This window comes from Citrobacter sp. S55_ASV_140 (assembly GCF_018919505.1).
Taxonomy (GTDB): Bacteria; Pseudomonadota; Gammaproteobacteria; order Enterobacterales; family Enterobacteriaceae; genus Citrobacter; species Citrobacter werkmanii.
Map to the genome: position 1 here is coordinate 1 of NZ_JAHLQZ010000108.1, position 13,476 is coordinate 13,476.

Annotated in this window: 14 protein-coding genes; 6 read left to right on the plus strand and 8 right to left on the minus strand. The window is 52.6% G+C overall.

Translation table 11 applies throughout. From position 1 onward, the window contains the following. Together msrQ and msrP are read right to left on the minus strand one after the other, a co-directional pair. Positions 1-621 (minus strand): protein-methionine-sulfoxide reductase heme-binding subunit MsrQ (gene msrQ / locus KQJ18_RS15530; protein ID WP_216422258.1); only part of this gene is annotated, 621 nt, incomplete at its 3' end. Then, complete coding sequence (msrP, locus tag KQJ18_RS15535; protein ID WP_087856375.1) at positions 622-1,626, minus strand: protein-methionine-sulfoxide reductase catalytic subunit MsrP; 1,005 nt, start codon at positions 1,624-1,626, stop codon at positions 622-624. It lies immediately after the preceding gene. A gap of 187 nt (positions 1,627-1,813) precedes the next feature. Between msrP and KQJ18_RS15540 the strand changes: the two genes are divergently transcribed. From KQJ18_RS15540 to KQJ18_RS15550, 3 genes are all read left to right on the plus strand, one after another. Next, positions 1,814-2,536: a response regulator transcription factor gene (locus KQJ18_RS15540; RefSeq protein WP_069324171.1), complete on the plus strand. Its 723-nt coding sequence runs from the start codon at positions 1,814-1,816 to the stop codon at positions 2,534-2,536. Continuing rightward, complete coding sequence (locus KQJ18_RS15545; RefSeq protein WP_087856376.1) at positions 2,533-4,014, plus strand: HAMP domain-containing sensor histidine kinase; 1,482 nt, start codon at positions 2,533-2,535, stop codon at positions 4,012-4,014. The genes KQJ18_RS15540 and KQJ18_RS15545 overlap by 4 nt, the downstream gene beginning before the upstream one ends. A gap of 87 nt (positions 4,015-4,101) precedes the next feature. Continuing rightward, positions 4,102-4,776: a type II CAAX endopeptidase family protein gene (locus tag KQJ18_RS15550; RefSeq protein WP_216422260.1), complete on the plus strand. Its 675-nt coding sequence runs from the start codon at positions 4,102-4,104 to the stop codon at positions 4,774-4,776. Positions 4,777-4,806: 30 nt separating this feature from the next. Here the strand turns inward: KQJ18_RS15550 and KQJ18_RS15555 are convergent, their stop codons facing one another. Continuing rightward, positions 4,807-6,057, minus strand: a complete 1,251-nt coding sequence (locus KQJ18_RS15555) for an MFS transporter (protein ID WP_038640493.1) — start codon at positions 6,055-6,057, stop codon at positions 4,807-4,809. 107 nt (positions 6,058-6,164) lie between these two features. Here KQJ18_RS15555 and KQJ18_RS15560 point away from each other — a divergent pair, with 107 nt between their 5' ends. From KQJ18_RS15560 to bioD, 3 genes are all read left to right on the plus strand, one after another. Continuing rightward, positions 6,165-7,073, plus strand: coding sequence for a LysR family transcriptional regulator (locus tag KQJ18_RS15560; protein ID WP_038640495.1), 909 nt, complete (start codon positions 6,165-6,167; stop codon positions 7,071-7,073). A 118-nt stretch (positions 7,074-7,191) separates the two neighbouring features. Then, positions 7,192-8,412 (plus strand): sugar metabolism global transcriptional regulator Mlc, encoded by a 1,221-nt coding sequence (gene mlc / locus KQJ18_RS15565; RefSeq protein ID WP_069324168.1) that lies wholly within the window; start codon positions 7,192-7,194, stop codon positions 8,410-8,412. Positions 8,413-8,537: 125 nt separating this feature from the next. Then, positions 8,538-9,233 carry a dethiobiotin synthase gene (gene bioD, locus KQJ18_RS15570; protein WP_121529033.1) on the plus strand — a complete coding sequence of 232 codons (696 nt, stop codon included), beginning with the start codon at positions 8,538-8,540 and terminating at the stop codon, positions 9,231-9,233. Here bioD and clcB read toward each other — a convergent pair. From clcB to KQJ18_RS15595, 5 genes are all read right to left on the minus strand, one after another. Continuing rightward, positions 9,189-10,478 (minus strand): voltage-gated ClC-type chloride channel ClcB, encoded by a 1,290-nt coding sequence (gene clcB / locus KQJ18_RS15575; RefSeq protein ID WP_137347252.1) that lies wholly within the window; start codon positions 10,476-10,478, stop codon positions 9,189-9,191. The two genes, bioD and clcB, sit on opposite strands and share 45 nt — an antisense overlap. A gap of 117 nt (positions 10,479-10,595) precedes the next feature. Further along, positions 10,596-11,210, minus strand: coding sequence for a Tat proofreading chaperone DmsD (dmsD, locus tag KQJ18_RS15580; protein WP_216422262.1), 615 nt, complete (start codon positions 11,208-11,210; stop codon positions 10,596-10,598). A gap of 42 nt (positions 11,211-11,252) precedes the next feature. Beyond that, the gene (locus tag KQJ18_RS15585; RefSeq protein WP_216422263.1) at positions 11,253-12,107 is read right to left on the minus strand and encodes a dimethyl sulfoxide reductase anchor subunit family protein; all 855 of its coding nucleotides are present in this window, start codon (positions 12,105-12,107) and stop codon (positions 11,253-11,255) included. A 1-nt stretch (position 12,108) separates the two neighbouring features. Beyond that, positions 12,109-12,726 (minus strand): DMSO/selenate family reductase complex B subunit, encoded by a 618-nt coding sequence (locus tag KQJ18_RS15590; protein WP_216422265.1) that lies wholly within the window; start codon positions 12,724-12,726, stop codon positions 12,109-12,111. A 10-nt stretch (positions 12,727-12,736) separates the two neighbouring features. Further along, positions 12,737-13,476: molybdopterin dinucleotide binding domain-containing protein (locus KQJ18_RS15595; RefSeq protein WP_275945664.1), on the minus strand; the 740-nt coding region annotated here is incomplete at its 5' end.

Genomic DNA, 13,476 nt, shown 5'->3' on the forward strand with positions numbered 1-13,476 from the left:
ACTTTTCATAAACACACCTTTGTATCCGCTTTTGCGTAACAACTTTTTATAGCGAAATACCAGCAGCACAATAAAACAGAAGGCGTAGATAATAGGGGACGGTGACAACACTTTGACCGACCATAGGTAATGAACCGGGAGTAAAATGGCAGTCAGGTAGACGTAGTTGTGCAACGTTTGCCAGCGTTTGCCCATTTTACGCTGTGCGGCCTGCGTGGAGGTCAGCGTCAGCAGGAGTAAGATAACCCAACCCGTCATGCCCAGCGTGAGCCATGGCCGTGAAACCAGCTCTCGCCCCAACAATCCCAAATTTTGTATACCCAGCTCTAAAAGCGCATAGCTGGTCAGATGCAGTGTGGCCCAGGCAAAGCACCATAATCCTAACAAGCGTCGGGTACGAAACAGCAAAGGCTGCTTTGCATAGCGTGCGAGCGGCGATACCAGCAGGGTGGCAAGCAAGAATTTTAGCGCAGTAATGCCGGTAAAATGCTGAATGTCTTTCCCGGGATCGGCGCCCAACGCACCCTGTTGCACTGCCCAGAAGAGCCATAGCAGGGGTAAAAAACCGGCGAGATGCAGTAGCACTTTCAGGCCGGTTATCTGCTTTGCCGTTAATCTCACTTAAAAGTTCTCCCGTAGATCCATACCCCGATATAAAGAAGCCACCTCATTGGCGTAACCGTTAAAAAGCAACGTCGGCTGGCGTTGTACATTGAGAATCCCGCCGGAACCGATAAAACGTTCCGTCGCCTGAGACCACCGGGGATGATCGACATGTGGATTAACATTGGCGTAAAAACCGTATTCGTTCGGCGCTGACATATTCCAGGTCGTCGGCGGGCGCTCACGTGTCAGCTTGATACTGACGATCGATTTAATACCCTTGAAGCCATATTTCCAGGGGACCGTCAGGCGTATCGGCGCCCCGTTTTGCGGCGGCAATGCTTTGCCATACACGCCCACGGTCAGAAGGGTAAGAGGGTGCATGGCCTCATCCAAACGCAAACCTTCAACATAGGGGTATTTCAACCCACCACCAATGAAGCGATCTTTCTGACCGGGCATTTCATCGGGGGCGTAGCGTGTTTCAAAGGCAACGTATTTGGCGTCGCTGGTGGGTTCAACCTGCGCCAATAATTTATGTAAGGGAAAGCCAATCCACGGCACAACCATCGACCACGCTTCAACGCAACGCATCCGGTAAATACGTTCTTCTAACGGAAAACGTGTGGTCAGCGCATCATGATCCAACGTTAAGGGTTTGTTCACCTCACCGCTGATGGTTAATGTCCAGGGATCGGTTTTCAGGCTACCGGCATTGGCGGCAGGATCGGCCTTATCCAGACCAAATTCATAGAAATTGTTATAGCCCGTTACCTTGTCTTCCGGCGTCAGGGGTAGTGTGCTTTGCCAGGCATCCGGTTTTATGAACTCGAGCGGTTTCCCCGCCGGTGCAGGCGCGCGATCGTTACCCTTAAACCAATTCAGTAGATTCGCCTGCGTCGGGGAGGAGAGAGAAGCGGCTGCAGCGCCTATTCCAAGCGCTTTGAGGACCTGTCGTCTTTGCATAAAAAAAACTGATTCGGCGGTAACATCAGCTTCCCGAAGTGGACGTTTTTTCTGCATAACTGTTCCTTTTTATTTTCATGTTAAGGAAAACAAAGCGATGTTTCCCTGTTGATGCCTGACTTTCTGTAACGACATCCTGGATCCAGGCGTATCCCAGGATCCTCACGAAAAGTTAAAAATTTTGTGATAACTTCCGCCCCTTGCCTGAGGTAAGCTTTCAGTACAACGAGAGGGGATGACACTGATGGCCGGCGCAAAAAAGATATTTTTGGTGGAAGATGACAGCGATATTGCCTCACTTTTGCAGCTTAGCCTGAAGGATGAGGGATATGAAATTATCCATGAGGCGGATGGAACGCGCGCGCTTGAACAACTGGAAAAACATGTCTGGGATGCGGTTATCCTCGATTTAATGCTGCCGGGTGTCGATGGTCTGGAAATATGTCGTCGCATTCGTCAAATGAGTTTCTATTTACCCGTTATCATTATTAGCGCCCGCACCAGTGAAACTCACCGCGTTCTGGGGCTGGAGATGGGAGCCGATGATTATTTAGCCAAACCTTTCTCCGTACTGGAACTGATGGCCCGCGTGAAGGCGCTGTTTCGCCGTCAGGAGGCGATGAGTCAGAATCTACGTTTGGAAGCGGGGATCATTAGCGTCCATGGCGTGGAGATTGATCCCTTAGCCCGAGAAGTCCGCCAGCATGGCAAATCAATCGATTTGACGCCCCGTGAGTTCGATCTGCTCTATTTTTTCGCTCGTCATCCCGGCGAGGTTTTTTCGCGTCAGGCGCTGTTAGATCATGTGTGGGGCTACCAGCACGAAGGGTATGAGCATACGGTGAACAGTCATATTAATCGTCTGCGGACCAAGATTGAAAAAGATGCTGCTGAGCCGGAAATTATTCTCACCGTTTGGGGACGAGGTTATAAGCTTGCGGCGAATAACGCGGAGCATCAGTCATGATTTATCGACTGTCTTTAAGCCAGCGGCTGACCCTGGTATTTACCGCGATTATGTTGATTTGCGCGGTAGCCGTCAGCGTTGTCCAGCTACGTAATAGTCAAAAATATGGCGACGCCATGGTGCAAAGGCTGTCGCTGGAACTGGCGAGCAAGATTGTCAAAAGTGAGTCACTGATTGATACCCGCGGGCAGATCAATCGACAGACGTTAAAAGGACTGTTTAATCACCTGATGACGCTCAATCCAAGCGTCGAACTGTATCTGGTTTCACCAGCAGGTGACATACTCGCCGATGCCGCACCGCCCGGGCATATTCAGCGCCAGAAAATTACCGTGCAGCCGATTCAGGATTTTCTAAATTCGGATGCTTTGCCAGTGTATGGCGATGATCCGCGCAGCAATCAGCAGAAGGTCTTTAGTGCGGCGCCAGTGATGCTTAACGGCCAACTGCATGGTTATCTGTACATTATTCTCCAGGGCGAAAATCTGCATATGCTGGCAAATACCGCCTGGCAGAAAACGCTCTGGAACACGGTGGCAGGAACGTTAATTCTGGTTTTATTAGCCGGCGGAATTGCGGGCTTGCTGGTGTGGCGATGGGTGACGCATCCGGTAAAAAGGTTGACCGCGCAGGTGGTCAAAATGGAGCAGGACAGTATTAGCGTCATTAAGCAGTTGGCGCAGAAAAAGCCCGATCCGTCACCGGGGAATGAAATTGCGTTGTTGAACAATGCGTTTATAGAGCTGGCACAGCAAATTGCGCAGCAGTGGGATCTGTTAGCTGACAGCGATCGCCAGCGCAGAGAGTTTATTGCCAATATATCTCACGATTTACGCACGCCGCTCACCTCGCTGCTGGGCTATCTGGAAATGTTGTCGCTGAAAGCCGACACGATAACGCCAGAGGAAAACAGGCATTATCTTAGTATCGCGTTGCGCCAGGGGCATAAGGTTCGCCATCTGTCACAACAACTGTTTGAGCTGGCGAGGCTGGAGCACGGCGGCATAAAACCTCAGCGCGAACGTTTTGCTATTGGCGAGTTGATCCAGGATGTGGCGCAGAAGTTTGATCTCCCTGTTGCCACACGCCATTTGCAGTTACACCTTGATGTGATGGGGCCGTTACCGCTGGTAAATGCCGATTTATCGATGATGGAAAGGGTGGTGACGAATTTGCTGGATAATGCTATCCGCCATACGCCTGACGGGGGGGATGTATGGCTAAAAATCTGGCGTGATGAAGACCGACTGGTAGCAGAAGTGCAGGACAGCGGCCCAGGCGTGGAAATGGGGGTACGCGAAGTGTTATTTCAGCGCCCAACCGCGTTAACTCCCCGTGAGCAGCGCGGCGGTCTGGGATTGCTGATTGTGCGAAGAATGCTTGAACTGCATGGCGGCGATATCAATCTGGTTAATTCAACGGCAGGCGCGTGCTTCCGCTTTTGGTTGCCGCTGACGGATTCTCCATACATAGGGTAAATGTTGGTAGGTTGTCAGTGATAATGAGAATTTTTATCATATATCGATAATTCATCATCTTATACTCGATAAGTGCAAGGAGATTGTATGTCACAGGATGTCGACAACCAGTATATCGCCCGGACCAAAGCCGTTGCTGGCTGTTTTTCTATGTTTTTGCTGATGTTTGGTCTCACGTTTACCCCGTTGTTTTATCCCGCGAGCCAGGAGCTGCTCGCCAAAGGATTACTCTTCCCGCTGTTGTTTATGCTGGAATTTATCGTATTGGTTCCGCTGTATTATTTCTTCTTCAGAAAAAGAGAAGGGCTGGGCAAAGGGAGCTTCAATGCCCGGTGGTTTGGCATTTTTTTTGCGGCCCTGCTTTTTATTCAGCTTATCTTGCCGTGGTTGATAGGTCTCAGACAAACCGAAGCGTGGGTAACCAGCCAGATATCCTTAAACAACTACGCGCTGTGGTTATCCACTCTGACCCTGATATTTTTTGCGCCAGTTTATGAAGAAATTGTTTTCAGGGGGTGTTTATTCAACGCATTCCAGTATTGGTTCAATAATAAAACCTGGCTGTCGTCAGTCGTGGTATCGATCATTTTTGCCGTGATGCATACCCAGTATGTGGATCTGCGCACGCTGCTGATGCTGTTTCTTGTGTCGCAGGTTTTAATCCTTGCCAGACTGAAAAGCAACGGACTGTTGATGCCGATGACGCTGCATATCGTGATGAACGGGACGGTTATTGTCCTGCAAATGGCAGCGTCTTCATAAGTAATGATGCCCGAAGCCGGGCATCCTTGATTAAACGTGCAGACGATGGTGCAAACGCGCACCGACCAGCAACGCCAGCACCAGCATCAGGGCGATAAATCCGCCCACGCCGTTCCAGCCGTAGCTATGCCAGAACACACCGCCCAGCGTACCGGCAATACTGGAGCCCAGGTAATAGCTGAACAGATACAGGGAAGAGGCCTGGCCTTTAGCGCGTTTTGCTCGTGGTCCAATCCAACTACTTGCCACAGAGTGCGCGGCAAAGAACCCGGCAGAAAAGAGCAGCATCCCGGCGAAGATCAGCCATAGTGAGGTAAACAGGGTCATCAATAGCCCAAAAAGCATCACGCCGGTTGAAACGATCATCACCGGGCCGCGGCCATAGCGGGTAGTCATGGAGCCTGCTTTCGGCGAACTCCAGGTCCCGGTCAGATATGCCACGGATAACAGGCCGACAACAGCCTGACTGAGTTCCCACGGAGAGAGCATCAGGCGATAGCCGATGTAATTAAACAGTGTGACAAACGACCCCATCAGCAAAAAACCTTCCGCAAACAGTAGCGGTAACCCTCTGTCGCGCCAGTGTAAACGGAAATTGATGAACAATGATTTAGGTCGCAGCGACGTGGGCCTGAAATGACGGGACTCTGGCAAAATTTTCCAGAACATCAGCGCGGAGGCGAGGGCAAAACAGCCGATCGCCGCCAGCGCGATACGCCAGTTGAAAAAGTCGGTGAATACGCCGCTGATCAAGCGACCACTCATACCGCCAATTGAGTTCCCACTGATATACAAGCCCATTGAGAAAGCCACAAAGCTGGGATGAATTTCCTCACTCAGATAGGTCATCCCCACCGCCGCCACGCCGCTCAGCGACAGACCGATCAGCGCGCGCATGATTAATATCCCGTGCCAGCTGGTCATCATTGTTGAAAGCAGTGTACAGCAGGAGGCGAGTAGCAGTGCCGTAACCATTACCGGCTTACGACCTATCGCATCGGAAAGTGGGCCAGTAAACAGTAAACCGATGGCCAGCATTGCCGTAGAGATGGAAAGCGAAATACTGCTGCTGGCAGGGGAAACCCCAAACTCGTGCGAGAGCACCGGCAGTATGGGCTGCACGCAATAGAGCAGGGCAAATGTCGCCAGCCCGGCAGAAAACAGCGCCAGCGTAACGCGCATAAAAGGGGATGTACCGCGTTTGATAAAACCATCCGGCAGGGTAACGCTCTCGTCAATATCGCTTGCCGGCGCGGTATCGACCGTTGTTGTACGACTCACTTGGAATCCTTGCTTAATATTTTGCTACTACAGGACCAGCCTTAAGAGTATGAAAATCCCAATATTCTGTCTAATATATTAATAATCTCAAATAATATTTTAAAAATATGAATATCGAACTTCGTCATTTACGCTACTTCGTGGCGGTTGCGGAAGAGTTGCATTTTGGTCGGGCGGCAGCGCGGCTGAATATTTCGCAACCACCGTTAAGCCAGCAGATCCAAATCCTGGAACAACAGATTGGCGCCCGGTTATTGGCGCGAACTAACCGTAGCGTGGCCCTCACTGCCGCCGGAAAACAGTTTCTGGCGGACAGCCGACAGATCCTTAGCCTGGTTAATGAAGCCGCCGCCCGGGCAGAGCGTTTGCATCTCGGAGAAGCAGGGGAATTGCGTATCGGCTTTACGTCATCAGCGCCGTTTATCAAAGCGGTGTCAGATACGCTCTCCCTGTTTCGCCAGCGCTATCCTGTGGTGCATATGCAAACCCGCGAAATGAATACGCGCGAGCAAATTGCCCCACTTAACGAAGGCACTCTGGATCTGGGGCTTATGCGCAACACGCAACTCCCGGAAACGCTGGCGCGAGAGGTTATTCTGCATGAACCGCTGATGGCGATGATCCCACGAGCGCATCCGTTGGCGCAAAAGCCCGTAGTGACGCTGACTGAGCTGGCTAATGAGCCATTTGTCTTTTTTGACCCGCATGTGGGAACGGGGTTGTATGACGACATTTTGGGCCTGATGCGTCGCTATGACCTCAAACCGACGATTACTCAGGAGGTAGGCGAGGCGATGACCATCATTGGGTTAGTGGCCGCGGGGTTGGGCGTTTCGATCCTGCCCGCTTCCTTTAAACGGGTGCAACTGTATGAAATGTGCTGGATCCCGATAGCAGAGGAAGATGCCGTCTCCGAAATGTGGTTAGTCTGGCCTAAGCATCATGAGCAAAGTCATGCCGCGCAACGTTTTCGTGAACAACTGCTGGCGGCGGTCCAGGCGATTAATTTAGTTTAAATATGGGTGAAAATGTGCAGTAAATCACAAGGCTAAGTAAAAAGTTGACGGAAGCCATTGAAGTGCTTCACCATAGCCCGCAGATTATTTCGGAGCGCGAAAATAAAGGGAGTAAGTGGTGGTTGCTGATAGTCAGCCTGGGCATATCGATCAAATTAAGCAGACCAATGCGGGCGCGGTCTATCGCCTGATTGATCAGCTGGGACCGGTATCGCGTATTGATCTCTCTCGCCTGGCACAATTGGCGCCTGCCAGTATTACCAAAATTGTCCGCGAAATGCTTGAAGCCCACCTGGTACAAGAGCTGGAAATCAAGGAAGCAGGGAGTCGTGGGCGTCCGGCCGTGGGGCTGGTTGTCGAAACCGAAGCCTGGCATTATTTATCCATTCGCATCAGTCGCGGCGAGATTTTTCTGGCGCTGCGCGATCTAAGCAGCAAGCTGGTGGTTGAGGATTGCCTGGAAATGGCGCTGGTCAGTGAAACACCTCTGCTGGAGCGTATCATTACCCAGGTCGATCAGTTTTTCATCCGCCACCAGCAAAAGCTGGAACGCTTGACCTCCATCGCCATCACGCTACCTGGCATAATCGATACCGAAAACGGCATCGTACATCGCATGCCGTTTTACGATGATGTCAAAGAGATGCCGTTGGGCGAAGCGCTCGAAAACCATACCGGCGTGCCGGTCTATATTCAGCATGATATCAGCGCCTGGACCATGGCGGAGGCGCTTTTTGGCGCGTCACGTGGCGCACGCGATGTCATCCAGGTCGTTATTGACCATAACGTCGGCGCAGGGGTGATAACCGACGGTCATTTACTGCATGCCGGGAGCAGTAGCCTGGTGGAAATTGGTCATACGCAGGTGGATCCTTACGGTAAACGCTGCTATTGCGGTAATCATGGTTGTCTGGAAACCATCGCCAGCGTCGACAGCGTACTGGAACTGGCGCAGGTGCGGCTGAAGCAGTCAATGAGCTCTTCACTGCATGGACAACCGTTAACGGTAGACGCACTGTGCCTGGCGGCGATGCAGGGTGATTTATTGGCAAAAGATATCATTAGCGGCGTCGGGACCCACGTCGGACGCATCCTTGCCATCATGGTGAATTTGTTCAACCCGCAAAAGATATTGATTGGTTCTCCGCTCAGCAAAGCGGCGGATATACTGTTTCCCACCATTGCTGACAGCATTCGTCAGCAGGCGCTCCCGGCGTATAGTCAGCATATTGTGGTCGAAAGTACGCAGTTTACCAACCAGGGAACCATGGCGGGGGCTGCGCTCGTTAAGGACGCGATGTATAACGGTTCTTTGTTGATACGTCTATTACAGGGTTAACATTTTTTAACTGTTGTACGAAAAATTGCGCTATCTCAAGCTGATTCCGGTCGTCATACCTTAGACTTTCTCCACTGTTTTATTTTCCTGACTTATATTTTCAAAGCATAACGGTGGAGTTAGTGATGCTGAAGCGTTTCTTTATTACAGGTACAGACACTTCTGTTGGGAAGACCGTGGTTTCCCGCGCATTACTACAAGCGTTGGCGTCAGGGGGTAAAAGTGTCGCGGGCTACAAACCGGTAGCCAAAGGAAGTAAGGAGACACCTGAAGGTTTGCGCAACAAAGATGCGCTGGTGCTGCAAAGTGTTTCATCTATCGAACTGCCGTATGAGGCGGTCAACCCGATTGCGCTGAGCGAGGACGAAAGCAGCGTAGCGCATAGTGGTCCGGTCAATTACACCTTGCTTTCCAACGGTCTCGCAAGCCTGAGCGAAAAAGTCGATCACGTTGTCGTGGAAGGTACCGGCGGCTGGCGGAGTCTGATGAACGATCTGCGCCCGCTATCTGAATGGGTGGTACAGGAACAAATGCCGGTGCTGATGGTGGTGGGTATCCAGGAAGGTTGTATTAATCATGCCATTCTTACCGCACAGGCGATCGCCAGCGACGGATTGCCGCTGCTGGGCTGGGTCGCAAACCGAATCAACCCAGGGCTGGCGCATTATGCGGAAATCATTGACGTGCTGAGCAAAAAATTACCTGCGCCGCTAATCGGCGAACTGCCGTATCTGCCTCGCGCAGAGCAGCGAGAGCTGTCACAGTATATCCGTCTGTCAATGCTTGGCAGCGTGCTGTCGGTAGATAGAGTCCTGGCGTAACGTTCTCGACAGCACTGACGCCACCACGCAGGCGATCAGTAATCCGGGGAGCAAGCGATACTCCCCGGTCATTTCACAAACCATCAATGTAGACATAATTGGCGCATGCGTGGTTGCTGCCAGTAGCGTGGCCATCCCCGTTAATCCCAGCAGAATGGCAATTTCATCCGGACCCGGAAGCCATAATCCCCACGTCCGTCCCAGCAGCATGCCGACAGACAGACCGACAAACAGCGTTGGCGTAAACACCCCGCCCGGCGCACCGGAGCCACTGCTGGCAAGCACCGCCAGTAATTTGCAGATAAAGATCCCGCTAACCACGGTCAATAGCGGTGGCGAGAGCAGATATGACTGCACCACGCTGTAGCCATTTCCCCAAACGGCAGGAGTGAGCAGCGACAACAGGCCAACGATCAACCCGCCAAGCGCCAGTTGCCACGGTGGCGAGAGTTTTAAGCGCAAAAAACCGTTATGGCTGGCGGTCATCAACCACATAAACAACGGACCGCAGACGCCGGCAACCAGACCTGTGCTGAGAATCATAGCGTATTCCATCACATGCAGTTCCCGTGTGAAGTGCACGGCATAGAGCAACGCATTGCTGTCGCTCAGTACATTGGTGGTCAGCAAGGCGACGACGGCGGATACCACCACCGGTCCCAGCGAGGCGAGGATCATCGTGCCAAACAGGACTTCAGCAATAAATAAACTGCCCGCCAGCGGGGCATGATACGCGCCGGCCATACCTGCTGCCGCTCCACAGGCGATCCATAATTTCCATTCGGCGCGCGGTGTGAAACGTTGAGCAAAGCTGGACGCGGCCAGCGCCGCCAGCAAAATCATGGCACCTTCACGCCCGATAGCACTGCCGCTGGCGACAACCAGTAACGATGCCAGTGACTTTACCAGGCTGGCGCTGACGTCGAATTGACCGTCCGTTTGCAGGGCTTCCATGTAATCTGTGGGAGCCTGTGGTCGTAAACGGTTGAATTTTTGCCAACCCCAGAGCAGTAAGCCAGCTGCCAGACCGCCCAGCGCGGGCGTCAGCATGCGTCTTAACGGAGAAAGATTTGTCGCCGCATTGACCAGACTGCCCGTGTCGTTACTCAGGAACAACCATTCAAGAAGGAACATGGCATGGCGAAAGCCTGCGACGGCCAACGCGGCAAGGATACCAATCAGCGCGGCGATCAGCAGGCGGCGAAACATAGCGCGCAGGTCAGGATAAGCATGTAAATGGTGCATGAGTGGCCAGACAGGGAAATTCAGAGGCTTTATTTTGCGGCTATTTGGCAACAGAAGCAAAAGCTCAGCGTGCGCAACGGTATTATGCAGGCAGGATACATCCTGCCTGTGGCGACATTAACGAAACAACGGCTTATCGGCTACTGGAATTAATAATTGCGATCGCCACTTTGCCAGCGTCAGGCGCGCCAGTTCTGCCAGAGCCTGGTAGAACGGGTGGTTCGCATGTTCGATAAACACGTCAAGGAAACGCGTTGACCACGGTAGCAGATGCCAGGCTAACAGCTGTTCGCACTCGGTGTGGCGTCCGTTTTCAGCAAGCCAGGCCGTCAGTAACAGCAGCGCGCCAAAGTGATCTTCCGGTTCATTTTGCTGCACGGCAAACTGGATCCCGTTGTCACGCATCCACTGACGTAATGCCAGCGTGGAATCGCCAAACAAGACATTTTCACGATCCAGCCAGACGGAACCCCAGGGCGGAGAAGGTAGCGTGTAAGGGCCGACAAACAGTCGCTGCCAGGCTTGCGGTAGCGGCTCATCGGCCTCGGTCTGCAGTTGTTCAGCCAGCGCAGAAAGGGCCGTGGGTTCAAGCGGCCACTGCGCCTGCCAGCCATCGGTTTTTAGCGCACTGGCCAGCGCAGAAGCTTCTGTACTGTCTGGCGCATAGTAGAACAGCGCACCCAATACGCGCGCCGCGGTAGAGAAGTTGTCACGTTGTGAAAAATGGGTCATGCAAACAATCCTGAAAAGTGCGGGTTGCCCCGCACCCGAGTATTAACCTGCAACAGCCATTCCGACTGTCATATGTAAGCCATAAAACAAACCGCGGCCAATAATTTCACCGGCAAGCACGAAAATTAAACCCAGCGCCAGTCCGCCGACAGCCGGTTCTTTGCGACGAATTAGCGGGCATATCCAGCAACCCAGCCCCGCAGCCAGCATCACGATGCGCCAGACCTGTAAGCTTGCGTAGTCGGGAACCAGAGCGCTGGCGTGTTGTACCGAACTGTGAATTTCGCTGAGCGATACGCCCTGCAAAACGATAACGGCCACACTCACCAGCAGGGCAAGTATGCTGATTCCGGCGAATCTGGCGGCGTTAAACGACACGCTCGCAGCGCGTAGCAGCAGGGCGGCAAACAGCGGGCCACTCAGCAACATCGTCATGAAAAACGCCAGCGTAGTATAGCCATTATACCAGGTCGGAACGGTGTCTATCTGGTAGACGTTAGTCATCGCCAGAACAAAAACCAGACCAAGCAACATGCTGAGCAGCAGCCAGATTTTACCTAACAAAGCCGGCATTTTACCGAGAAACGCCACCAGCCACCACAGGCCACCAACCGCGAAAAATAGCGAACCGCTGGCGATTTCGTTACTGAGCGCCGATGCGCCGATTCTGTTCAGCGAGTTAAACGCGCGTAGCGGTGAACCTAAATGCATTATTGAGGCGAGAAAGGCGATGCCTATTACCAGCCACAGAAAAAACATACTGCGCACGATACGTTGTTTTGCCACATCGTCTTTGGTGGTTAACCAGCCATACCCACTCACGATCAGCGCCCCGGCCACACATTGACCCAGCACCGTAAACAGGACCAGCGGCCATTCATGCCATCCATTTCCCATTTTACACCTCCTTCGGATTAGCCAGAAAACCCGTGGTATCCCCGGTCGGGCGGCTATTGGCATTGGGTTTAATCACAATACTCGGCCTGGTAAAATGCGTGCCCGGTAACGGGGCAACCGCCGCAAGCTCACCATGTTTTTTGCGCAGCTCATCAAGCGGACCAAAGTCCAGCGCGCGTAGCGGACAGGACTCGACGCAGACAGGCTTTTTGCCGTCGGCGACGCGATCATGACAGCCATCGCACTTGGTCATATGACCTTTAGCTGCATTGTACTGCGGCGCGCCGTATGGGCAGGCCATGTGGCAGTAGCGACAGCCTATGCATACGTCTTCATCCACCACGACAAAACCATCTTCACGTTTATGCATGGCGCCACTTGGGCAAACCTTGGTACAGGCTGGATCTTCGCAGTGATTGCAAGAAATGGAGAGGTAATAGGCAAAAACGTTCTGATGCCAGACGCCGTTATCCTCCTGCCAGTCACCGCCCGCGTATTCATAAATCCGTCGAAAGCTCACCTCAGGCGTGAGATCTTTGTAGTCTTTGCAGGCCAGTTCGCAGGTTTTGCACCCGGTGCAACGACTGGAATCAATAAAAAATCCATACTGAGTTGTCATGGGCTAGTCCTTAAACCTTCTCGATCTCGACCAGGTTAGTGTGCTGTGGGTTGCCTTTTGCCAGCGGTGAAGGGCGCTGGGTTGTCAGCGTATTGACGCAGGCGCCATGATCAATTTTATCGCCAGCCATATCGGCATCGTGCCATGCGCCCTGACCCATTGCGCTTACGCCGGGCAGGATCCGCGGCGTCACTTTGGCCGGGATACGCACTTCACCACGATCGTTAAAGACCCGCACCATATCGCCGTTTCTGATTCCCCGCTCTTGGGCATCGACGGGGTTGATCCATATTTCCTGGCGGCAGGATGCCTGGAGAACATCAATATTCCCGTAGCTGGAGTGGGTGCGGGATTTGTAGTGGAAACCAAACAACTGCAGCGGGAATGAACTGCGTTTTGGATCGTCCCATCCTTCAAACGTTGAGGCGTAAATGGGAAGTGGGCTTATCACCTCATCCTTTTGCAACTCCCAGGAGGTGGCAATTTTCGCCAGTCGGCTGGAGTAGATTTCAATCTTGCCAGAGGGGGTTTTGAGCGGGTTGGCCTGCGGATCGTCGCGGAATTTTTTGTAGGCGACAAAGTGTCCGTTGGGATCTTTGCGTTTATAGATCCCCATTTTCTTCAGCTCGTCATAAGAAGGGAGCGCGGGGTCTTTAGCCAGCATTTTTGCATACAGATACTGGAGCCACTGTTCCTGGGTACGGCCTTCAGTAAAACGTTGGTAGATATCGTCGCCAAGACGTTTCGCTA